At 72.7% G+C, this 20,451-nt stretch carries 20 protein-coding genes and 1 pseudogene; 11 read left to right on the forward strand and 10 right to left on the reverse strand.

Features of this window, described 5'->3' with window-relative positions; all coding sequences use genetic code 11:
- Nucleotides 1-127 precede the first annotated feature (127 nt).
- From ABTY15_RS30250 to ABTY15_RS30270, 5 genes are all read right to left on the reverse strand, one after another.
- Nucleotides 128-1,129: a 2-hydroxyacid dehydrogenase gene (locus ABTY15_RS30250; protein ID WP_350602249.1), complete on the reverse strand. Its 1,002-nt coding sequence runs from the start codon at nt 1,127-1,129 to the stop codon at nt 128-130.
- Nucleotides 1,130-1,305: 176 nt separating this feature from the next.
- Nucleotides 1,306-2,331, reverse strand: a complete 1,026-nt coding sequence (locus ABTY15_RS30255) for a 6-phosphofructokinase (RefSeq protein WP_350602250.1) — start codon at nt 2,329-2,331, stop codon at nt 1,306-1,308.
- A 361-nt stretch (nt 2,332-2,692) separates the two neighbouring features.
- The gene (locus ABTY15_RS30260) at nt 2,693-3,421 is read right to left on the reverse strand and encodes a type 1 glutamine amidotransferase (RefSeq protein WP_350602251.1); all 729 of its coding nucleotides are present in this window, start codon (nt 3,419-3,421) and stop codon (nt 2,693-2,695) included.
- A gap of 46 nt (nt 3,422-3,467) precedes the next feature.
- Entirely contained in the window at nt 3,468-4,730 is a 1,263-nt protein-coding gene (locus ABTY15_RS30265; RefSeq protein WP_350602252.1) for a MurT ligase domain-containing protein, read from the reverse strand.
- A gap of 251 nt (nt 4,731-4,981) precedes the next feature.
- Nucleotides 4,982-5,701: a GNAT family N-acetyltransferase gene (locus ABTY15_RS30270; RefSeq protein WP_350602255.1), complete on the reverse strand. Its 720-nt coding sequence runs from the start codon at nt 5,699-5,701 to the stop codon at nt 4,982-4,984.
- 313 nt (nt 5,702-6,014) lie between these two features.
- Between ABTY15_RS30270 and ABTY15_RS39875 the strand changes: the two are divergent.
- The 3 genes and pseudogenes from ABTY15_RS39875 to ABTY15_RS30280 form a co-directional block, all read left to right on the forward strand.
- Nucleotides 6,015-7,439, forward strand: a pseudogene (locus tag ABTY15_RS39875) (amino acid adenylation domain-containing protein); the annotation flags it as partial.
- Nucleotides 7,440-8,852: 1,413 nt separating this feature from the next.
- Nucleotides 8,853-10,055 carry a thioesterase domain-containing protein gene (locus ABTY15_RS39880; RefSeq protein WP_502893630.1) on the forward strand — a complete coding sequence of 401 codons (1,203 nt, stop codon included), beginning with the start codon at nt 8,853-8,855 and terminating at the stop codon, nt 10,053-10,055.
- Nucleotides 10,056-10,207: 152 nt separating this feature from the next.
- Nucleotides 10,208-10,474 (forward strand): hypothetical protein, encoded by a 267-nt coding sequence (locus tag ABTY15_RS30280; protein WP_350602257.1) that lies wholly within the window; start codon nt 10,208-10,210, stop codon nt 10,472-10,474.
- 22 nt (nt 10,475-10,496) lie between these two features.
- On the opposite strand, the gene ABTY15_RS30285 is transcribed toward ABTY15_RS30280, so the two are convergent.
- The 3 genes from ABTY15_RS30285 to ABTY15_RS30295 all read right to left on the reverse strand — a co-directional run bounded on the left by ABTY15_RS30285 (nt 10,497) and on the right by ABTY15_RS30295 (nt 13,640).
- Nucleotides 10,497-11,405, reverse strand: coding sequence for an aminoglycoside phosphotransferase family protein (locus ABTY15_RS30285; protein ID WP_350602260.1), 909 nt, complete (start codon nt 11,403-11,405; stop codon nt 10,497-10,499).
- Nucleotides 11,406-11,612: 207 nt separating this feature from the next.
- Nucleotides 11,613-13,046, reverse strand: a complete 1,434-nt coding sequence (locus ABTY15_RS30290; protein ID WP_350602262.1) for a trypsin-like serine peptidase — start codon at nt 13,044-13,046, stop codon at nt 11,613-11,615.
- A gap of 168 nt (nt 13,047-13,214) precedes the next feature.
- Nucleotides 13,215-13,640: an ArsI/CadI family heavy metal resistance metalloenzyme gene (locus tag ABTY15_RS30295; protein WP_350602263.1), complete on the reverse strand. Its 426-nt coding sequence runs from the start codon at nt 13,638-13,640 to the stop codon at nt 13,215-13,217.
- 89 nt (nt 13,641-13,729) lie between these two features.
- Here ABTY15_RS30295 and ABTY15_RS30300 point away from each other — a divergent pair, with 89 nt between their 5' ends.
- The 4 genes from ABTY15_RS30300 (at nt 13,730) to ABTY15_RS30315 (ending at nt 15,853) form a co-directional block, all read left to right on the forward strand.
- Nucleotides 13,730-14,110, forward strand: a complete 381-nt coding sequence (locus ABTY15_RS30300; RefSeq protein ID WP_350602265.1) for an ArsR/SmtB family transcription factor — start codon at nt 13,730-13,732, stop codon at nt 14,108-14,110.
- A complete protein-coding gene (locus ABTY15_RS30305) occupies nt 14,107-14,862 on the forward strand; it encodes an aquaporin (RefSeq protein ID WP_350602267.1) in 756 nt (251 codons plus the stop codon). The genes ABTY15_RS30300 and ABTY15_RS30305 overlap by 4 nt, the downstream gene beginning before the upstream one ends.
- A 129-nt stretch (nt 14,863-14,991) precedes the next feature.
- Entirely contained in the window at nt 14,992-15,348 is a 357-nt protein-coding gene (locus ABTY15_RS30310; protein ID WP_350602295.1) for an arsenate reductase ArsC, read from the forward strand.
- A gap of 25 nt (nt 15,349-15,373) precedes the next feature.
- Nucleotides 15,374-15,853, forward strand: a complete 480-nt coding sequence (locus ABTY15_RS30315) for a GNAT family N-acetyltransferase (RefSeq protein ID WP_350602268.1) — start codon at nt 15,374-15,376, stop codon at nt 15,851-15,853.
- A 76-nt stretch (nt 15,854-15,929) separates the two neighbouring features.
- Here the strand turns inward: ABTY15_RS30315 and ABTY15_RS30320 are convergent, their stop codons facing one another.
- Complete coding sequence (locus ABTY15_RS30320; RefSeq protein ID WP_350602269.1) at nt 15,930-16,472, reverse strand: TetR/AcrR family transcriptional regulator; 543 nt, start codon at nt 16,470-16,472, stop codon at nt 15,930-15,932.
- 112 nt (nt 16,473-16,584) lie between these two features.
- Here ABTY15_RS30320 and ABTY15_RS30325 point away from each other — a divergent pair, with 112 nt between their 5' ends.
- The 3 genes from ABTY15_RS30325 (at nt 16,585) to ABTY15_RS30335 (ending at nt 18,245) form a co-directional block, all read left to right on the forward strand.
- Nucleotides 16,585-17,091, forward strand: coding sequence for a carboxymuconolactone decarboxylase family protein (locus ABTY15_RS30325; protein WP_350602270.1), 507 nt, complete (start codon nt 16,585-16,587; stop codon nt 17,089-17,091).
- Nucleotides 17,088-17,291, forward strand: a complete 204-nt coding sequence (locus ABTY15_RS30330) for a hypothetical protein (RefSeq protein WP_350602273.1) — start codon at nt 17,088-17,090, stop codon at nt 17,289-17,291. Before ABTY15_RS30325 ends, ABTY15_RS30330 begins: the two co-directional genes overlap by 4 nt.
- Before the next feature lie 369 nt (nt 17,292-17,660).
- Nucleotides 17,661-18,245, forward strand: a complete 585-nt coding sequence (locus ABTY15_RS30335; protein WP_350602274.1) for an NADPH-dependent FMN reductase — start codon at nt 17,661-17,663, stop codon at nt 18,243-18,245.
- 94 nt (nt 18,246-18,339) lie between these two features.
- On the opposite strand, the gene ABTY15_RS30340 is transcribed toward ABTY15_RS30335, so the two are convergent.
- Nucleotides 18,340-19,332, reverse strand: coding sequence for an ADP-ribosylglycohydrolase family protein (locus ABTY15_RS30340; protein ID WP_350602275.1), 993 nt, complete (start codon nt 19,330-19,332; stop codon nt 18,340-18,342).
- 303 nt (nt 19,333-19,635) lie between these two features.
- Here ABTY15_RS30340 and ABTY15_RS30345 point away from each other — a divergent pair, with 303 nt between their 5' ends.
- A complete protein-coding gene (locus ABTY15_RS30345; protein WP_350602277.1) occupies nt 19,636-20,400 on the forward strand; it encodes an alpha/beta hydrolase family protein in 765 nt (254 codons plus the stop codon).
- Nucleotides 20,401-20,451: the final 51 nt, after the last annotated feature.

Below are 20,451 nucleotides of genomic sequence, written 5' to 3' on the forward strand. Positions count from 1 at the left end.
TCTTGCCACGCCCACGGCGTCGGGGCACGCGCTCCCCCGGCCTCCGGCCGGGAAGATGCCCCCGATGCGGGCACCCCAATGCCGCGGTTCGACCCGGCGACAGTCCGCCGGCCCGGCCCGCTCCGGATCAGGTCGTCCGGGCGGGGACGAGGGTGTTCTCGTTGGTGTGGCCGGCGGCGAAGTCGTCGATGTTGCGGGCGGTGGCGTCGATGATCTGGGCGACGGCGGTGCGGGTGAAGTAGGCCTGGTGGGAGGTGACCAGGACCTGGGGGAAGGTGACGAGGCGGGCGAGGACGTCGTCGGTGATGCCCTGGAGGGAGCGGTCGGTGAAGAAGACGTCGGTCTCCTCCTCGTAGACGTCCAGGCCGACGCCGGAGAGCCGGCCGGCGCGCAGGGTCTCGACCAGGGCGGCGCTGTCGACGAGGCCGCCGCGGCTGGAGTTGACGAGGATCGCGTCGTCCTTCATGCGGTCCAGTGCGGCGGCGTCGATCAGGTGGTGGGTGGCCGGGAGGAGGGGGACGTGCAGGCTCACCAGGTCGGCGCGGCCGAGGAGTTCGGGCAGGTCGGTGTAGGTCATGCCGAGGTCGAGGCAGGCCGGGTCGGGCACCAGGTCCCAGCCGAGCAGGGTGGTGCCGAAGCCGTGCGCGATCCGGGTGAAGGCGGCGCCGATCTTGCCGGTGCCGATGACGCCGACCGTCATGCCGTGGACGTCCCGGCCGAGCAGGCCGTCGAGCCGGAAGTCGAAGTCGCGGCTGCGCCGGGCGGCCCGGACGATGTGCCGGTTGACGGCCATGGCCAGCGCCCAGGCGTGTTCGGCGACGGAGTACGGGCTGTAGGAGGAGACGCGGGCGACGGTCAGGCCGAGTGCGGCGGCGGTGTCGAGGTCGATGTTGTTGAAGCCGGTGGAGCGTTGGGCGATCAGCTTGGTGCCGCCGGCGGCGAGGACGGCGATGGTCTCGGCGTCCAGGACGGCGTTGACGCTGCTGCTGACGGCCGGGTAGCCGGCGGCGAGTGGCGCGGTGTCGCGGTTGAGCGTCACGTCGAGGCAGCGCAGTGCGTGCCGGCCGGTGAAGGCCCCTTCCAGCAGCGGCCGTTCGTCGGCCTGCACCCCGTACGCGAGGATCTCCATCGGCTGGTCCTTCCGCTCGTGGCCACCTGTGGCCCGCCCGTGGTCCGGTCCGCTCCACGGGTCACGCTAGCGGGGCGCCCTCGCGGACGCCCGTCGGACGCACGGAAGCCCCCGGCCGCGTGGGCCGGGGGCTTCCGGGAGGGGTGCCGAGGGGGCGGAGAGGGGGCGGAGAGCGGTCAGAGGACCGTCTCGGCCTCCAGGTAGCGCTCCTGCGGGACGGTCTTCAGCTCGGCGACAGCCTCGGCCAGTGGCACCAGGTTGATGTTGGTGCCCTGCAGCGCGGTGATGTGCCCGAACGCGCCCTTGTGGACGGCCTCGACGGCGTGCCAGCCGAAGCGGGTGGCGAGCACCCGGTCGTAGGCGGTCGGGGTGCCGCCGCGCTGGGTGTGGCCGAGGATGACCGGGCGGGCCTCCTTGCCGAGCCGGTGCTCCAGCTCGCGGGAGAGCTGGGTGGCGATGCCGGTGAACCGCTCGTGGCCGTAGATGTCCTTGGTGCCCTCCTCCCAGTGCATGGTGCCGGGCTCGGGCTTGGCGCCCTCGGCGCAGACCACGATGGCGAACTTCTTCTGCCGGTCGAAGCGTTCGCGGACGACGGCGGTGAGCTTCTCGATGTGGAACGGCCGCTCGGGGACGACGATGGCGTGCGCGCCGGCCGCCATGCCCGCGTTGAGCGCGATCCAGCCGGTGTGCCGGCCCATGACCTCGACGACCATGACCCGCTGGTGGGACTCGGCGGTGGTCTTCAGCCGGTCCAGCGCCTCGGTGGCGACCGAGACGGCGGTGTCGAAGCCGAAGGTCACGTCGGTGGCGGCGATGTCGTTGTCGATGGTCTTCGGCACGCCGACGACCGGCAGGCCCGCGTCGCTCATCAGCTTGGCGGCCTTCAGGGTGCCCTCGCCGCCGATCGGGATGACCGCGTCGATGCCGAGGTCGGCACAGAGCCGCTTGGCGCGCTCGACGCCGTCCCGCAGGTGGCTGGGCTGCACCCGGGACGAGCCGAGGATCGTGCCGCCCTGGGCGAGGATGCCGCTCACCGAGTCGAGGGTGAGCGGCCGGTGGACGCCCTCCAGAAGACCGCGCCAGCCGTCCTGGAAACCGATGATCTCGTCGCCGTGGTCGACCACCCCCCGGTGGACCACGGACCGGATCACGGCGTTCAGGCCGGGGCAGTCACCGCCGCTGGTCAGCACTCCGATACGCATTAGCTTTGCAACTCCCGAGCAGAACCGAGGAACGGCCGGACTACAGGCTGGGACGACGAGCCGTCACCGTAGCGGGGTGTTCCCACACCGCGATGGCGGGGAGGTGGCCGCGGGGTGAAGGACCGGCCGATCCGGACAGAACGTCCGAAACCGGCCGTGTAGTCGAGCATACGGCGCCTGCGTCCGGCCGGGCAGGAGCCGACGCGGGAGCGGCGCCGTCGGCGCCCCCGCGCGGAATTGCAGCCTGCTGCCGAGGAGGGTGTGCAGCCGGCAGCCCCATTCTGGTACGTCCCGGCCCGTCCGCGGACCGGGTGACCGCATCGCGGGCACCCGGCGGGAGCGCGGAGGGGCCGGGGGCGTACTAGGCGGGGCGCGTCGTGGCGGCGATGCGCTCGGCGCGCAACGCGTCGTACCAGGTGGTGTCGGCCGGCGGCAGGGCGTTGACGTCCAGCGCCAGCTTGATCAGCATGTCCGCGACGGCGGGGTTGCGGGCCAGCACCGGGCCGTGCAGGTAGGTGCCGAACACGGTGTCCCGCCAGGCGCCCTCGGTGCCGTCCCCGGTGCCGTTGCCCTGGCCGGCGGTGACGGTGGCCAGCGGCGAGACGCCCTGGCCGAGGTGGGTGACGCCCTGGTGGTTCTCGAACCCGGTCAGCGGGGGCAGGCCGAGCCGCGGGTCGACGTCGGCGAGGACGTCGCCGACGCAGCGCTCGCCCTCGCCGCGGGTGGACCAGACGTCGAGCAGGCCCAGGCCCGGCTCGCGCTCGCCGAGGTCGTTGATGAACTCGTGGCCGATGATCTGGTACCCGGCGCACACCGCGAAGATGATCGCACCGTTCTCGGCGGCCCGGACCAGACCGGTGTCGGCGCGCAGCCGCTCGGCGGCCAGGCGCTGCGGGCGGTCCTCGCCGCCGCCGATCAGGTAGATGTCACCGCTGGTGGGGATCGCCTGGTCGGAGCGGACGTCGATCCGGGTCACGTTGAGATGGCGCTGGCGGGCCCGGCGCTCCACGACCAGGGCGTTGCCCCGGTCGCCGTAGGTGCTCAGCAGGTCCGGGTAGACCCAGACCACGCGCAGGCTGCTCTCACTCATCCTCGAAGGCCTTCCGTCACGATCAGATGGAGGTGCGGGCGCGGCATCAGCCGGCCACGGCCTTCCGCAGCTGCTGGAAGGCGGTGTAGTTGGCGATGGCCTCGATCCGGCCGGGCGGGGCCATCCGGACGGCCTGCTCCAGCGTGTCCACCACGTGGAACTGCAGTCCTGCGACCTCCAGGCGGACGGCCAGGTCCAGCTTGCGCTGGCCCATCACGAACACCGGGTGGCCGGCGAGCCGCTCGTAGTCGACGTCCCACAGCCAGGAGGTGTCGGTGCCGTCGGCGTCGAGCGCGTTGACGGAGAGGATCACCGGGGCGGGCGGGCCGTCGATCAGGGTGAAGGTCTCCAGCCAGCCGGCCGGGTTCTTGGCCAGCAGCAGCCGGATGTCCCGGCCCTGGTACTGGACGACGTCGTAGCGGCCGGCCACCGCCGTCACCGAACGCATCCGCTCCAGCGCGACCTGCGGGGAGACCCCGAACACGGCGGCGACGGCGGCCGAGGTGGTGGCGTTGGCCAGGTTGGCGCGGCCGGGCAGCTGGAGCTGGATCGGCCAGGCGCCGCGCTGCGGGTCGATCACGTGGGTGCCCTGGAGCGCCCAGTGCGGGTTGGGGCGCCGGAAGCCGCAGTCCTGGCAGAACCAGTCGTCGCCGGGGCGCTGCATCACGCCGCCGCAGGCGGGGCAGGACCAGGCGTCCTCCTTCCAGGCCTGTCCGGCGGCCACCCAGACCACCTTCTTGCAGGAGGAGGCGGCCCAGGTCACCAGCGGGTCGTCGGCGTTGGCGATGACCACGGCCTCGGTGTCCTGGAGGCCCTCGCGCCACTTCTCGGCCATCATCCGGGTCTCGGCGGCGCGGTCGAGCTGGTCGCGGGAGAGGTTGAGCAGGGCGATCGCCTTGGGGCGGGTGTCGCGGGCGACCGTCGCCAGGTACTTCTCGTCGACCTCGATCACGCCGAAGCGGGCGTCCGAGCCGCCGGCCAGGGCCGAGGTGATGCCGGCCGGCATGTTGGCGCCCAGGGCGTTGGAGACCACCGGGCCGGCGGCGCGCAGCGCCTCGGCGATCAGGCGGGTGGTGGTGGTCTTGCCGTTGGTGGCGCTGACCAGCACCACGTCGAGGTGGTCGGCGAGGGTGGCGAGCAGGTCGGGGTCGAGCTTGAGGGCGACCTTGCCGCCGATCACCGAGCCGCTTCCGCGTCCGGCCTTGCGCGACACGGCGGCGGCGACCCGGCCGGCCGTGACCGCGATCTTGGCGCGGGCCGGCAGCGAGGCGTCGCGTGCGCCTGTGGGCTCCGATTCGGTGCCTGCCATGCTCAGTGGTTCCTCCTTGCTGCGGCACCACCCGGTGGCCGGATAACGGGCCGTCGGGCGGCGGGGACGGGGCCAGCCTACCGACTCCGACGCCCGGCTCGACGCTCCGGACCCCATGCCGCCTGCTGCGACGCGGCCGGAGAGGCCGCTGATGCTCCGTCAAGGAGGGCGGTGTACGGACAGCCCTTCACCGTCCGGGACGTTCCGACGGGCCCCGCCGGTTCCCAGGTAAGGATGTGGTGAAGAAATGATCAGCGGATCGGCTGGGTGCAGGCCTCTCCGGCCGTCAGGGTCGCGGTGATCACCAGGGTGCCGTCCTCGGCGCGGAACTCCAGCGGCGCCGCCAGCCGGCGCATCGCGGCGATCAGCCCCGTGTTGGAGGCCTGCGTCACTGCGTACACCGTGCCGACCCCGGCCGCCCGGGCCGCCGCGGTCAGTCGGCGCAGCAGGGCCAGCCCGAGCCCGTGCCGCTGCCAGGCGTCCTCGACCAGCACCGCCAGCTCGGCCTCGCCGTCGTCCCACATCAGGTGCCCCAGGGCGAGGACCCGCCCGTCGGCGGCCGTCACGGCGAGGCTGTGGCCGTGCCGGGCGTCCAGCAGGTGGTCCAGGTAGCGATCGGCGTCGCGGACCGGCCCGTGGTAGCGCATCCGCAGCGAGGCGGGGGAGCAGCGGTGGTGCAGCGCCAGCGCCGCCGCCTTGTCGGCGGGCCCGGCCGTGCGCAGCACCAGCTCGGTCCCGTCCGGCAGGGACAGCCGGGACGGGACGTCGACGACCGGTGCGGCCGGGGCCGGCGGGCGGACGGCGGGGGCCTGCGGGCGGACGGTCGCCGGGTGCGGGCGGGCGATCCGGTACGGGCCGCCGGTGAGCGCGGGCAGCCGGGTGGCCTGGCCCTCGGGCGCCGCGCACCTGCGGTCCGACCTGCGGAAGGGTCGGTGCCAGAGCCGTTCGGGGCGAGTGCGGGGTGCCGTCATGGGGCCGACGCTATCGACACCGCGCTTCCGGCCGGTTACGTGATCGTGAACGCACGAATGACTGGGGCGGTTCCGGCGGACGGCAGGGGCGGGTGGGGTGCCGGATCGGGACGGACGCGGGGCGCTCGACCGGGACCGGTCGGGCCCGGAACCGGGACCGGTGGGGTGCTCGGCCGGGACGGGCTTCGGCGCAGGTCCAGACCGGTGCCTCAGGCGGTCGGGACAACGGGCGGCCGAACGTGGTGGTCATGCCCGGCGCTCCTGGAGAGCGGGAGCCCGGCGACCGTATGTCGACGCACCAAAGGCTTCTCCCATGCGAATCACCCCGTCCGCCCAGTCCAACCAGTCCGATCAGGTCAACCAGCCCGACCAGTCCGACCAGTCCGACCGGGCCACTGTGTCCGCCCCGTCCGCGCAGCCCGCCCCCGCCCTCCCGCACGCCCGCCGCGCCCCGGTCGGCGTCGCACTCACCGGCCTGCTCGACCGCCAGGTGCGCACCCACCCGGCGTCCCCGGCCGTGCTGGGGGAGAGCCGCAACCTCACCTTCCTGGAGCTGGCCGCGGACGCCCGCCGGCTGGCCGCCGAGCTGCGCCGCCGCGGCGCCGGCCCGGACGGCTGCGTCGGCCTGTTCGTCGAGCCCTCGGTGGAGCTGGTGGCCGGGGCCTGGGGCGTCCTCTACGCGGGGGCCGGCTACCTGCCGCTCTCCCCGGAGTACCCCGAGGACCGGCTGCGCTACATGATCGAGGACAGCGGCACCCGGGTCGTCGTCACCCAGCAGCACCTGCGGGAGCGGCTGACGGCGCTGGCCCCGCCCGGCACCGCGGTGGTGACCTTCGAGGACGCGCCGGTCGGGGATGTACCGGCCGAGGGCGCGCCGGTCAGGGGCGCATCGGCCGAGGACCGGCCGGAGGCCCCCGCCGACGACGGGCCGAAGCCGGCGTCGCTGGCCTACGTGATCTACACCTCCGGCAGCACCGGCCGCCCCAAGGGCGTCATGATCGAGCACCGCGCCGTGGTCTCCCAGCTGCGCTGGATGCTCACCGAGGGCCACCTGGACCCGGACGTCACCGTGCTGCAGAAGACCCCGATGAGCTTCGACGCCGCCCAGTGGGAGATCCTCGCCCCGGCCGTCGGCGCCCGCGTGGTGGCCGGCTCGCCCGGCCTCTACCGCGACCCGGAGGCGCTGGTCGCCACCGTCCGCCGGTACGGCGTGACCGCGCTGCAGTGCGTCCCGACCCTGCTCCAGGCGCTGCTCGACACCGAGGGCTTTACCGACTGCACCAGCCTGACCAGGCTCTTCTCCGGCGGCGAGGCGCTCTCGCTGCGCCTGGCCCGCAGCCTCGGCGGCGCGCTGCCGCAGGCCTCGCTGGTCAACCTGTACGGCCCGACCGAGTGCACCATCAACGCGACCGCGCACCTGGTCGACCCGGCGGTGATCGGCGACGGCGCCGGTGCCGTCCCGATCGGCCGCCCGGTCGACAACACCCAGTGCTTCATCCTGGACGAGGAACGGGCGCCGGTCGGCCTCGGCGCCGTCGGCGAGCTGTTCATCGGCGGCGTCCAGCTGGCCCGCGGCTACCTGCACCGGCCGGAGCTGACCGAGGAGCGGTTCGTGCCGTCCCCGTTCGCGCCGACCGAGCGGCTGTACCGCACCGGCGACCTGGCGCACTGGAACGCCGACGGCACCATCCAGTTCGCCGGCCGCGTCGACAACCAGGTCAAGCTGCGCGGCTACCGGGTCGAGCTGGACGAGATCGCCCGCGCGATCGAGGAGCACACCTGGGTCCGCCGCGCGGCCGCCGTCGTCGCCGCGGACGACCGCACCGGCCACCAGAACCTGGTCGCCTGCGTCGAACTCAACCCGCGCGAGGCCGCGTTGATGGACCAGGGCAACCACGGCGGCCACCACCAGTCCAAGGCCAGCCGGCTCCAGGTCAAGGCCCAGCTCTCCGATCCGGGTCTGCGCGACGCCGACGACCTGACCGGCCGTGAGCGGGTCGAACTGCCCGGCCGGCGCGAGAGCGAGACCCAGCGTCGGGAGACCTTCGCCCGCAAGACCTACCGCTTCTACGACGGCGGCCCGGTCACCCGGGACGACCTCACCGCACTGCTCGCCCCGCGCCCGGCCGCCCCGTTCGGCCGAGACCTGGCGCTGCTGACCTTCCCCGAACTGGGCCGCATCCTCCGCTGGTTCGGCCAGTTCCACAGCGAGGAGCGGCTGCTGCCCAAGTATGCCTACGCCTCGCCCGGCGCCCTGTACGCCACCCAGCTGTACCTGGAGACCGGCGGCCTGGACGGGCTCGCGGCCGGTCTGTACTACTACCACCCGGTCGAGCACGCCCTGGTCCGGATCGGACCGGCCGAGGAGCGCGCGGAGGCGTACCTGACGCTGCACTTCAGCGGCAGGACCGCTGCCATCGCGCCCGTCTACAGCAACAACATCCAGGAGGTGCTGGAGTTCGAGACCGGCCACATGCTCGGCGTCTTCGAGGAGGTGCTGCCCGAGTACGGGCTGGACGTGCGGCCGCTCGGCTTCCACCCGGCCGTCAAGGAGCGGCTGGACGTCGCCGAGGAGGACCACTACCTGGGCAGCTTCGTGATCGGCCGCAACGCGGGCCGGCCGCACGCGGACCCGACGGAGCTGTACGTCCAGGCCCACGGGGACCGGGTGGACGGCCTGCCGGCCGGCCTCTACCGGTACGTCGACGGCGAGTTGGCGCCCGTCTCGGCGGAGGTGGTGGAGTCCCGGCACGTGATCGCGATCAACCAGGCCGTCTACGCCCGGGCCTCCTTCGGGATCACCGCCGTCAGCCGCGCGGGGGCTGTGGCCGGGGCCGGGCCGGCCGGAGGGGAGTGGCTGGAGTACATCGTGCTGGGCACCAAGCTGCACCACCTACAGCGCAACGGCCTGGGCTTGGGCTTCATGTCCTCCGGCTACAGCTCCAAGTCCGGCCACCCGCTGCCCGCCGCACGCCGCTTCGACGCGATCCTCGCCGCGCACGGCCTCGCCACCGGCCCGTCGTACTTCTTCCTCGGCGGCCGGGTGAGCGAGGAGCAGATCCACAGCGAGGGCATGCACGAGGACACCGTGCACATGAAGGGACCGGCCGAGATCATCAAGGACGAACTGGCCAACCTGCTGCCCGACTACATGCTGCCCAACCGGGTGCTGGTGCTGGACTCGCTGCCGCTCACCGCGAACGGCAAGGTCGACCTCAAGGCCCTCGCCGCCTCCGACGCCGTCCGCACGGCCGAGGTCCGCAGCGAGTACGTCGCCCCGTCCACCCGGCACGAGCGGTGGCTGGCCGAGGCGTGGGGACAGGCGCTGAAGTACGAGGACGTCTCGGTGGCGGACGAGTTCTTCGCCGTCGGCGGAAACTCGCTGGTCGCGGTGGCGCTGGTCAACCGGATCAACCGGGAGTTCGGGATCGCGCTGCCGCTCCAGGTGGTCTTCGAGCGCCCGAAGCTGGCCGACCTGGCCGCGCGCATCGAGCGGGCGGAGACCGGTGACGGCGGTGTCGCCGAGCCCGGCTCGCGGCTGGTCCCGCTGCACCCCGGTGCCGGCGAGCGCCCGGTGTTCTGCTGGCCCGGCCTGGGCGGCTACCCGATGAACCTGCGCCTGCTCGGCCGGGAGGCCGCCGACGGCCGCGCGTTCTATGGGATCCAGGCGCACGGCATCAACCCGGGCGAGACGCCGTACCCGACCATCCGTGAGATGGCCGCGGCCGACGTCGCCGAACTGCGGCGGATCCAGCCCGAGGGCCCGTACACGCTGTGGGGCTACTCCTTCGGCGCCCGGGTCGCCTTCGAGGCGGCCTGGCAGCTGGAGCAGGCCGGGCAGCAGGTGGAGAACCTGCTGCTGATCTGCCCCGGCAACCCGGAGGTCCGGCAGGCCGACGGCCGGCGGTGGGGGCGCGAGGCCTCGTACGCCAACCCGGCGTACGTGACCATCCTCTTCTCGGTGTTCGCCGGCGCGATCAGCGGGCCCGAGCTGGAGCGCTGCCTGATCGAGACGGCGGACGAGGACGACTTCGTCGCCTCGATCCACCGGCTGCTGCCCCAGCTGGACGAGGAGTTGATCCGCCGGATCACCCGGATCGTCGGCGAGACCTACGAGTTCGAGTACAGCTTCCGCGAGCTGGCCGAGCGGCGACTGGACGCACCGGTCACCGTCTTCAAGGCCGCCGGGGACGACTACTCGTTCATCGAGGGCAGGACGGGTTACTCCGCCGCCCCGCCCACCACGGTCGACCTGGCCGGGGACCACTACGGCGTGCTGAAGGAGCACGGCGTGGGCGAACTGGTCGCGGCGATCCGGGCCCTGGAGCGCACCGACCGGACGGAGGCCGCGTGACGGCCGCCTGATGCGGACACGCTCACGGATGGCCCAGGATCCGTGAACACCTGAACCCCTTCGGATAGGGATGGCTCGGCTCTCCGCCGATCCCACCTCACTCCGAAGGGGTTCCCGTGTCCGTTCGCTCCCTGTCCGTTCGCTCCCTGTCCGTGTGGAAGAAGTCCGCCCTCGGGGCGGCGTGCTGCGCTCTGCTGCTCGCCGCCCCGCTCGCCCTCGCCCAGCCCGCCGCCGCCGACGGCCCCAAGACGCCCCAGGAGGCCGCCGCCTGTAGGTCGGTGGTCGGCACCCTGCTCGGCGGCTTCGGCTCGATGCTCGCCAACACGGCCTGCGTCGTGCAGCCGGGCGACGCGAACGGGTCAGGGGGCAAGGGAGGGTCGACCGGCTCGGGTGGGTCGGCCGGCTCGGGCAAGGGCTGAGCTTCGAGTAGGGGCTGGGCGGTCAACTCCCTTCCAGCGCCGCGGTGATCTGCCGACGGGTGTTCGCCGCGATGCGGGGGCTGGTCGCCGCGTACGTGGCGTGGGCGTTCAGCCCGGTGGTGAGCGCCCAGCCCCGCCCGCGCAGCCAGGTGGCGTCGTCCACCCCCAGCGCGGCGCGGAACGTCCGCCGGGTGTCGGCGGTCAGCAGCGTCCAGGCGATCACCAGGTCGCAGGCCGGATCGCCGACACCCAGCCCGCCGAAGTCGATCACCGCCGACAGCCGCCCGTCGCGGGCCAGCAGATTGCCGGTGTGCAGGTCCCCGTGGAACCACACCGGGGGCTTGTCCCAGCCGGGTGCCGCGAGGGCGGCGTCCCACAGGGCGGTCAGCGCTCCGGCGTCGAACTCGCCCTTGACGGCGTCGATGTCGGCCCGGGTGCCGGCGTCCCGCTCGGCGAGCGGGGCCCCGAGGAACCCGTTGTGCTCCCCGGGCGCCAGCGACTCCTCCGGCGGGATCCCTTGCAGGGCGGTCAGGAAGCCGGCCAACTGCCGTGCGGCGTCGTCGAGATCGGCGAGTGCGTCGAGACCGCTGGGTGCGGCGAGACCGTTGGGTGGGTCGGCCGCCGGGACCGCTCCGTCCAGCCAGCGCGCGACCGACCAGTGCCACGGATACCCCGCCGCCGGCTCCCCGACGGCCACCGGGACCGGTATCGCCAGGGGCAGCTCCGGCGCCAGCCTCGGCAGCCAGGTGTACTCCTTGGCGGCCTGCCCGGCGGCCCAGTCCCCCCGGGGTAGCCGAACGGACAGCTCCTCGCCCAGCCGGAAGATCACATGATCAGACCCGCCCGGCTCCACCCGCTGCAAGGACAGCCCCGCCCACTCCGGGAACCGCCCCGCCAGCAGCCTGCGCACCAACCCGGCACCGATCTCCACGCCCACCCCCTCGCCCAAGGTTCGTGCACCATCCCATCAGGGGAGTCGCCGGTCTGTCCAAGGGTTTTCGGCGCCTCGGCGAGCGGTGGTGCGTCCCGGCTGGACAGCCCCCGGGCGCGTAGCGGCGGGATGCGGAACCGGCCCCACCGCGCAGCGCGGTGGGGCCGGTCCGTGGAGGTGCGGGTCGGTGGAGGTGCCGGTGCCGCGTCAGCCCTTCTTGGAGATGAAGTTGTACGCGGAGGCGGCCACGTCGTCGAGGTACGGGCCCATGGAGAACTTGCTCCCCGTCTGCGCGTAGGAGACGAGAGAGACGTTGCTGACCAGGGTGGGCTTGCCGTCCTTCACGACCGTCCAGCCGCCACCGCTGGAACCGCCCGTCATGGTGCAGCCGATGACGAGCATCGGCGGCCGGGCCGGGTCCATCGACCAGCGGGTCGGCTTGCCACCGTCGCACTGCTCCATCTCCCGGCCGTCGAACGGCGGGTTGGACGGGTAGCCGTGGGCGCTGAGGATCAGCTGGTCACGAGGAGCGTTGAACCAGAGGGGCAGCGCGCCGCCGACCGTCTCCTCCAGGGACTTCCCGGTGTCGTTCTCGGGCTTGACCCGGATGATCGCGAAGTCGTCCTGGGAGGCCTTGGTGGCCTCGTGCGCGCCTCCGTCGACCTTCCAGGTCGGGGAGGTGACGTAGTTCACCGCGTCCCACATGCCGTACGGCGCGGTCTGTGACACGTCCGCGTTCTTGCCGTTGCTGAAGGCCCCGCTGGTGTTGAAACCGGGGAAGAAGGTGATGTTGCTGTAGTACGTGCCGCCCTTGCCCTGGTGGACGCAGTGGCCGGCGGTCCACACCAGGTTGCTCTTCCCGGGGTGGGCCGGGTCGACGACCACGGTCCCGGAGCACGAGTGCGTGTACGGCTCGCCGTTCTGGGGCTTCGCTTCGCCGGGGTTCGAGTAGAGGATCTTCCCGTTGACGGCCATGTTCTTGGCGTACGGGTGCGGCACGGGCTGCGCGTTGATGGTGTTGGGCAGCGGGTCGTTGCCGTTGTCGTTCGGCGCCTGGGTGGGCGGGGCCTGGGTGGGCGTCGGCTGCGGCGCCGGCGCCTGGGTGGGCGGGGCCTGGGTGGGCTGGGCCTGGGTGGGCGTCGGCTTGGGCGCCGGAGGCTGGGTGGGCTGGTTCTGCGTGGCCGTCGGCTGCGGCGCCGGGGCCTTGGTGGTGGTCGGCTGCGGGGCCGGTGCCTGGGTGTTGGGCTGGCCGGTCGGCTGCGGGGCCGGGGCCTTGGTGGTGGTCGGCTGCGGCGCCGGCGCCTGGGTGTTGGGCTGGCCGGTGGGCTGCGGGGCGGGCGGCAGGACCGGATCGTCCGGCTTGGCGTCGAGGATCTTCTCCAGCGTCCAGTAACCCTTGGCGACGGCCGGGAGGGCGTAGTCGTTCGCCCACTTCTCCCAGTCCTCGAAGCTCCACTTCTTGAGGTCGGCGAGGTTGGCGGGCAGCCCCAGGTCGACACCGTTCTTGGCCGCTCCGGTGGCCGCGGTGGCGTCCGGGCTGTTGTCCGGACCGCAGGCCGAGGTGGCGAGCAGAGCGAGAGTGAGCGCGGACGCGCCGACGGCGGCCCGGACGGTGCGCCCGGCCCTACGAGTTGATGACATGAATTTTCAAGTCCCCCTGTGTACTGACCCGGCGTCGAGGAACGGACGCCGAGGTGTTGCGCCCAGGAGTATGGCACTACTCGTCAGAACACCTGTTCCCGCATCCATCCGGATCACGGGATCTGCACAACCGTGCGACGGGGTGGTGGGTGCGTCGTGAGGCGCGACTCATGGACGTGACCGATGGGCGCAGCAGGCCGCCGGGGTGTCGGCGGGCTTGGCGGGGGTGTCGGCGTCGGCCTTGACGACGTAGACCTCCCAGGGCTCCCGGCCGGGGCCGTGGACCCAGACCTTGTCCTGGAGGGCGTAGCAGCAGGACGTGTGGTTCTCCTCGAAGGTGGCCAGGCCGGCTTCCCGGAGGCGGGTGGTGGCGGTGACCTCGTCGGTGGAGGCGACCTCGATGCCGAGGTGGTCCAGGCGGGTGTCCTGGTCGCTCTCGCCCTCGATGAGAACGAGCTTGAGCGGCGGCTCGGCGATGGCGAAGTTGGCGTAGCCGGGGCGGCGCTTGGCGGGTTCGGTGCCGAAGAGCCTGGAGTAGAAGGTGATGGAGCCTTCGAGGTCGGCGACGCGCAGGGCGAGTTGGATGCGGGACATGGCGGTTCCTTCCTGATGCGCTTGCTGTATCGATGGATGTCGATACAGTCGACCTTGCCGCTCGTATAGATGGCTGTCAACATAGACGCATGTCGAATTTGGAACTGCCGGTGCTCGGCCAGGACGGGACGGCGGTGGAGTGCTGCTCGCCGATGGTCCGGGAACCGCTGGGTCAGGAAGCCGCCGTCGACCTGGCGCGGATGTTCAAGGCGCTGTCGGACCCGGTCCGGCTGCGGCTGCTGTCGCTGATCGCCTCGCACGAGGGCGGTGAGGCGTGCGTCTGTGATCTGACCGGCCCGTTCGACGTCTCGCAGCCGACCATCTCCCACCACCTCAAGGTGCTCCGCGAGGCCGGGCTGGTCGGCTCCGAGCGGCGCGGCACCTGGGTGTACTACTGGGTCCTGCCCGCCGCGCTCGCCCGGCTCGCCGCGCTGCTGGAGGCGCCGGCCACCGCGGGAGGTGCCGGATGACCGGGATCGCTCCGCTGGGTCGCCGCGCCGCCGTCGAGTTCGTCGGGACCGGTGCGCTGGTCGCCGTGGTCGTCGGCTCCGGCATCCAGGCCGTGAAGCTCTCCCAGGACGTCGGCGTGCAGTTGCTCGCCAACTCGCTGGCCACCGTCCTCGGCCTCGGCGTGCTGATCGCCCTGCTCGGCCCGGTCTCCGGCGCCCACTTCAACCCGGTCGTCACGCTCGCCGCCTGGTGGACCGGCCGCCCCGGGAGCGAGGGGCCGGGCCTGCGCGAGGTCGCGGCGTACGTGCCCGCGCAGGTCGCCGGGGCGATCGGCGGCGCGGTGCTGGCGGACGCGATGTTCGCCGAGCCGCTGGTGCACTGGTCCGGCCACGACCGCTCGGCACCGCACCTGTGGCTGGGCGAGGTGGTGGCCACCGCCGGGCTGGTCCTGCTGGTCTTCGGCCTGGCCCGGGTCGGCCGGGCGCACCTCGCGCCGGTCGCGGTCGCCGCCTACATCGGCGCGGCGTACTGGTTCACCTCCTCCACCAGCTTCGCCAACCCCGCCGTGACCATCGGCCGGACCTTCACCGACACCTTCGCCGGCATCGCCCCCGGCTCGGTGCTGCCGTTCGTCGCCGCGCAGCTCGTCGGCCTCGCGGTGGGCGTCGTCCTGGTCGCCGCGCTGTTCGGCCGCCCGGGGCCGGCTGGTGAGGACGTCACCGTCCCGCACGGTGAGCACCACCACGACCGCCCCGCTGTCGTCGGCCACTGATTCCTGTTGTCCCTCGTTCCTGTTGTCCCCCGTCCGGAGGGAGCACCCGTGAGCAACCCTGCCGTGCCGTCCGTCCCGTCCGTCCCGTCCGTGCTGTTCGTGTGCGTGCACAACGCCGGCCGCTCCCAGATGGCGGCGGCCTTCCTCACCCATCTCGGCGGCGACCGGGTCCAGGTTCGTTCGGCCGGTTCCGCCCCCGCCGAGACCGTCAACCCGGCCGTGGTCGAGGCGATGAAGGAGGCCGGGATCGACATCTCGGCCGAGGTGCCGAAGGTACTGACCGCCGAGGCCGTGCGGAGCTCCGACGTGGTGATCACCATGGGGTGCGGCGACGCCTGCCCCTACTTTCCCGGCACGCGGTACCTGGACTGGCAGCTGACCGACCCGGCCGGGCAGGGCGTCGAGGCCGTCCGCCCGATCCGCGACGAGATCGAGCGGCGCATCCGCGGCCTGCTGGCCGAGCTGGGCGTCGAGGCTGCGGCGTGAGCCCGGCCGGGGGACCGTCGCGGCGATGCTGCCCGCGCACGCCGAGCAGGTCCTGGAGATCTACCGGCTGGGCATCGACGGGGGCAACGCCACCTTCGAGACCGTCGCCCCCGACTGGGCCGCCTTCGACGCGGCCAAGCTCCCCGGCCACCGTCTGGTCGCGCTCGCCGGAGCGGACGACGCCCGGGTCCTCGGCTGGGCCGCCGTCGTCGCCCCGTCCAGCCGCTGCGCGTACGCGGGTGTGGTCGAGCACTCCGTCTACGTCCACCCCGACGCGCGGGGCCGGGGAGTGGGTGCGGCCCTTCTGGACGCGCTGATCGCCTCCACCGAGGCCGCCGGGATCTGGACCGTCCAATCCGGCATCTTCCCCGAGAACACCGCGAGCCTCGCCCTCCACGCCCGTGCCGGATTCCGGGTCATCGGCACCCGTGAACGCATCGGCCGGCTCAACGGCGTCTGGCGCGACGTCACCCTCGTCGAGCGCCGCAGCCCCGTGGTGTCCTGAGGGCCGCCGCCCGTCCCGGGGCGGGTCGGGCCGCCCGCCGCTGAGGCCGGGTCAGGCCGTCCGCCCTCGGGTCGGGTCAGGAGGCCAGCAGGGCCTCGGCGATGCTGCGGGCCCGTACGGCGGCGTCCGGGGTGCCCTCGCGCAGCGCGGTGACGATGGCGCCGTCCATCAGGAGGGCGAACTGTCGTGCGCGGACGCCTGGTTGGGGGACGTCCGCGTCCCGCATGAGCTGTTCGACGAGGGTGATGACGCGGGTCTTGTGCAGGGCCGCCATCCGCCGCGCCGGGCTCGCCGGGTCCGCGATCTCGGTCATCGTGTTGATCGCGACGCAGCCGCGGTAGTCCTGCGCCGAGAACCGTTCGAAGAGCGCGTCGAAGATGTTGAGCGGGTGCCCGCCGTGGGCCGCGACCCGTTCCGAGAGCCAGCTGCGCCAGCGTTCGTCCCGCCCCTCCAGGACCGCGACGACCAGGGCCTCCTTGCCGGTGAAGTGCCGGTAGAAGGAGGCCCGGCCGACACCGGACTCGGAGAGGATGCGCTCCACGCCGACCGCGCGGATGCCGTTCGCGTAGAAGAGGGACTCGGCCGTGCTCAGCAGGCGCGCCCGTGCGTTGACTGCCATGTACTCGATCCTAACCACCCTTGACGCCAAACGGCACCAGTCGGTACCGTCCTGCATGTCGGTACCGATCGGTACCGTTTTCGCGAAGCTGACACACATGCCGGGGGGCGTCATGCAAGCATCCGTGGACAAGGGCGAATTGCTCGATCGCGTGCAGAAACAGCTGGGTCGGGTGCCGAACCTCTACGCCTCGATGGCCGAGGCGCCGGCCGCCCTGGAGGGCTACCTGGCGTTCCGCGACCAGCTGGCCCACGGCGTGCTGCGGGCCCGGATCAGGGAGCAGCTCGCCCTCCTGGTCGCCCAGGAGAACGACTGCACCTACTGTGTCAGCGCCCACTCCTTCCGCGGCGGCAAGATCGGGCTGAGCGACGAGGAACTGCTCGCCACCCGTGACGCCTCGGACGCCGACCCGCACACCCAGGCCCTGCTGACGCTGGCCCGCGAGCTCATCCGCACCCGGGGGCGGATCGGCGACGAGACCCGCGAACTGCTCGCCGCCGCCGGCGTGACCGACGCGGAGGCCGGTGAGGTCGTGGCGCACGTCGCGCTCAACACGCTCTCCAACTACTACAACCACCTGGCCCGTCCGGAGCTCGACTTCCCCGAGGTGAAGGCATGAGCGAGGACTGGAGCGAGGCGGCGGTCGAACTGAACGCCGGCTACACGGTGGTGGACGCGGGCGGGGCTTCGGTCTCCTCCGTTCCCCAGGCGCTGGTGGCCCTCCAGGGCGGCTTCGCCAAGCTGCGCCTGCCCGGCACCGGGACCGTCCAGGTGGTCTCGGCCCCGGCGGTCCGGCTGATCACCTTCCGGTCGGCCTGACCGCTCGCGCACCCCAGGCGGTCGGCCCGACCGCCCCTCCTACCTGCGGCTGCACGGCCGCCCGGGTCGGGACGCCCCGCAACGTCCAGGTCATCGATGTCATCGCCGGCGTCGAGCCCACCGATGTTGCGCGGCCGCCCGGTTCGGGACGCCGTGCGGCCGCCGGCTCCCTCGCAAGGATCGCGCGCCTACGTACCTGCGCACCTGCGTGCCTACGTACCCACGCACCTGCGCGCCTACGTACCTGCGCATCCACGCACTCACGCACCACCGCACCATCGCAGCAACGCACTCACGCACTGAGCGATGCGTCCACGCACGCACTCGTGCACTCACGCACGCTCACTTACCTGCCACGGAGCACTCACCATGAGCACGTCCAAGATCTTCGCCATCTCCGGTTCCCTGCGCGCCACTTCGCACAACACCGCGCTGCTGCGCGCCGCGCAGAAGCACAACCCGGGCGGCATGGAGATCGAGATCTACGACGGTCTGCGCGACATCCCGCCGTACGACCTGGACCTCGACACCCCCGAGCTGCGCCCGGCCGTCGTCAACGAGCTGCGCCGCAAGGTCGCCGAGGCGGACGGCCTGCTGATCGCCACCCCGGAGTTCAACTACTCGATCCCCGGCGTGCTGAAGAACGCGATCGACTGGATCAGCACCGACTGGACGAAGACCGAGGGCCTGCCGCTGCGCCACAAGCCCGCCGCGATCCTGGGAGCCGCCCCGACCAACTTCGGCTCGGTCCGAGCCCAGCTGGCCCTGCGCCAGGTGTTCGTCTGGACCGAGACCGACGTGGTCGTCAAGCCCGAGCTGGTCGCCTTCCGCTCCCACGAGCGCTTCGACGACGCGGGCGAGCTGGTCGACGAGGTCACCATCGGCATCCTCCGTGACGTGCTCACCGCCCTCCAGGTGAAGATCGACAACGCCCGGGCCCGCCAGGCCTCCTGAGTATCCGTCAGATGCGCGCACGGCTCCGGCCGGCGGGTCCACGCCCGCCGGCCGGAGCCGGCCTCGTTCCTCGTCACCCGTCACCCGGCGGACGTTACCGGGACGGCTCCGCGGCGCCGATCTCGGCCGTGGCCTCGGCCACCCACGCGGGGAGCGGTTCGCGCCGGGCCAGCCACTCCGGTGGTACTTCCGCCAGGCCGGTGCGGGCCGCGACCACGCCGCCGGTGATCGCGCACGTGGTGTCCACGTCGCCGAGCCCCTCCGCGGTGGTCCACAGCGCATCGGTCAGGCTGTCCAGGTGGTGGGCGGCGGACCACAGGGCGAACGGCACGGTGTCGCCCGCCGTGATCCGCTGGCCGTTGCCCAGCAGGTCGGCCGCCCGCCACGGCTCCGTCCCGGCGGACAGCGCCGCCGCCCTGCGCAGCCCGTCCCGGACCGCGCCCTGCGGCGTACGCTCGGCCACTTCCGCCAGGAACTCGGCTCCGGCGGGTGCGTGGGCGTGCGTGGGGCCGGCGTGCGTGGGACCGGCGGTTGGTGAGTCGCCCCGGCCGCGGGCGGCGAGCGCGGCGGCCACGGCGACCGCCACCGCCCCGGCCACTCCCTCCGGATGCGCGTGCGTGACCTCGGCCGAGAGCGCCGCCTGCTCCGCGCCCTCGTCCAGGTCCGCGCAGAACCAGGCCCCCAGCGGCGCCACCCGCATCGCCGCACCGTTGCCCAGGCTCCCCTGCCCGTTGAACAGGTCCAGCGCCAGCATCCGCCAATTCGCGGGCGCCGCAGCGAGCTTGGGCAGCAGCTGGTGCATGCCGTGCCCGTAGCCGCGGTACGCGTCGGCCCGGTACGTCGCGCCGAAGGCGTGCGCCAACCGCTCCTGGTGCACCGCGTCGAACGCCGTGAGGATCCCGTACACCGACAGGGCCATCGCGGTGTCGTCGGTCCAGTGCCAGGGCGACTCCTCCGGCACCCGCCGCGCCCTGATCTCCTCGAAGGCCGTCCGTGCCGGCCTGAACAGCGGAAACCACCGCTCCCCGAATCCGTCCCCGAGGGCCAGGCCCTCCAACGCGTCACGAGCGGCAGTGAATGAACTCATCCGCACATCCTCCCCACCGTCCCGCCTCCCACGCACCTGCATTTGCCGGGCCCAGTCCGGGAGATGGGGGATGGGAGATGGGGGATGGGGGATACCGGAGGTGATTGCGGGGCGGGGCGAAAAATGGGTGGGCAGATCACGGGCGGGGTGCTAGCTTGCAGCTGACCGCGACACCGTTGGAGGAGGTGAGACCCGTGAATTCCATATCCACGTGGGTGCTCCCCCTGCCGTCACGGTCTGGCGATTGACGTAGGTGTCGCCGGGAGCGCCTTGACAACCAGGCACTCTCGAAAGGCAACACCTGTGCACTCTCTCAATTTCACCGCTGAGTCTTCGTCAAACGGCGTGATCGAGCGCGATTTCACCGTGGGCGATGTCCCCGGAGTTCTCTGGTCGCCGGCTTCCGGCGCCGAGCGCGCGCCCCTGGTCCTGCTGGGCCATGGCGGCGGCAACCACAAGAAGCATCCCGCGATGGCCGGCCGCGCCCGCCTGCTGGTGACCAGCTGCGGTTTCCACGTCGCCTGCATCGACGCGCCCGGGCATGGAGACCGACCGCGTACGGCGCACGACGAGCAGGAGATCGCCGCGCTGTTCGCGGCGCGGGCGGCGGGCGAGCCGGAAGGCCCGATCGTCGTCCGCTACAACGCCCACCTGGCGGAGCTCGCCGTGCCCGAGTGGCGGGCGACTCTGGACGCCTTGCAGGAGCTTCCGGAGATCGGCGCCGGCGGGCCGGTCGGCTACCTCGGCATCAACATGGGCACCGCGATCGGGGTGCCGCTGGTGGCGGTCGAACCCAGGATCACGGCCGCGGTGTTCGGGCAGCACTGGCCCGACGTCCTGGCCGAGAAGGCGAAGCAGATCACCATCCCGATCGAGTTCGACCTCCAGTGGGACGACGAGCACATACCGCGCGAGGCGGGGCTCGCGTTGTTCGACGCCTTCGCCTCGACGGAGAAGACACTGCACGCCAACGCGGGCCGGCACAAGGAGCTGCCGAGGTTCGAGGCCGAGAGCGCGGTCCGGTTCCTCGCCCGGCACCTCGGTCCGGCGGTGGCCGTGTCGGTCTGACCTGAGTGGTCACGGTGTCCGGCCGGCCGACCGGCCGGACACCGAAACCAC

The sequence above is a fragment of the Kitasatospora sp. NPDC097643 genome (assembly GCF_040302625.1).
Classification (GTDB): domain Bacteria; phylum Actinomycetota; class Actinomycetes; order Streptomycetales; family Streptomycetaceae; genus Kitasatospora.

Excerpts from the sequence above, each read along its gene's own strand:
- ABTY15_RS30260 (WP_350602251.1), bottom strand. The coding sequence starts at position 3,421 with ATGAGTGAGAGCAGCCTGCGCGTGGTCTGGGTCTACCCGGACCTGCTG.
- ABTY15_RS30250 (WP_350602249.1), bottom strand. The coding sequence starts at position 1,129 with ATGGAGATCCTCGCGTACGGGGTGCAGGCCGACGAACGGCCGCTGCTG.
- ABTY15_RS30335 (WP_350602274.1), top strand. The coding sequence starts at position 17,661 with ATGAGCACGTCCAAGATCTTCGCCATCTCCGGTTCCCTGCGCGCCACT.
- ABTY15_RS30315 (WP_350602268.1), top strand. The coding sequence starts at position 15,374 with ATGCTGCCCGCGCACGCCGAGCAGGTCCTGGAGATCTACCGGCTGGGC.
- ABTY15_RS39880 (WP_502893630.1), top strand. The coding sequence starts at position 8,853 with ATGCTGCCCAACCGGGTGCTGGTGCTGGACTCGCTGCCGCTCACCGCG.
- ABTY15_RS30340 (WP_350602275.1), bottom strand. The coding sequence starts at position 19,332 with ATGAGTTCATTCACTGCCGCTCGTGACGCGTTGGAGGGCCTGGCCCTC.
- ABTY15_RS30295 (WP_350602263.1), bottom strand. The coding sequence starts at position 13,640 with ATGTCCCGCATCCAACTCGCCCTGCGCGTCGCCGACCTCGAAGGCTCC.
- ABTY15_RS30330 (WP_350602273.1), top strand. The coding sequence starts at position 17,088 with ATGAGCGAGGACTGGAGCGAGGCGGCGGTCGAACTGAACGCCGGCTAC.
- ABTY15_RS30255 (WP_350602250.1), bottom strand. The coding sequence starts at position 2,331 with ATGCGTATCGGAGTGCTGACCAGCGGCGGTGACTGCCCCGGCCTGAAC.
- ABTY15_RS30310 (WP_350602295.1), top strand. The coding sequence starts at position 14,992 with ATGGCGGCGGCCTTCCTCACCCATCTCGGCGGCGACCGGGTCCAGGTT.
- ABTY15_RS30320 (WP_350602269.1), bottom strand. The coding sequence starts at position 16,472 with ATGGCAGTCAACGCACGGGCGCGCCTGCTGAGCACGGCCGAGTCCCTC.
- ABTY15_RS30265 (WP_350602252.1), bottom strand. The coding sequence starts at position 4,730 with ATGGCAGGCACCGAATCGGAGCCCACAGGCGCACGCGACGCCTCGCTG.
- ABTY15_RS30305 (WP_350602267.1), top strand. The coding sequence starts at position 14,107 with ATGACCGGGATCGCTCCGCTGGGTCGCCGCGCCGCCGTCGAGTTCGTC.
- ABTY15_RS30300 (WP_350602265.1), top strand. The coding sequence starts at position 13,730 with ATGTCGAATTTGGAACTGCCGGTGCTCGGCCAGGACGGGACGGCGGTG.
- ABTY15_RS30290 (WP_350602262.1), bottom strand. The coding sequence starts at position 13,046 with ATGTCATCAACTCGTAGGGCCGGGCGCACCGTCCGGGCCGCCGTCGGC.
- ABTY15_RS30325 (WP_350602270.1), top strand. The coding sequence starts at position 16,585 with ATGCAAGCATCCGTGGACAAGGGCGAATTGCTCGATCGCGTGCAGAAA.
- ABTY15_RS30270 (WP_350602255.1), bottom strand. The coding sequence starts at position 5,701 with ATGACGGCACCCCGCACTCGCCCCGAACGGCTCTGGCACCGACCCTTC.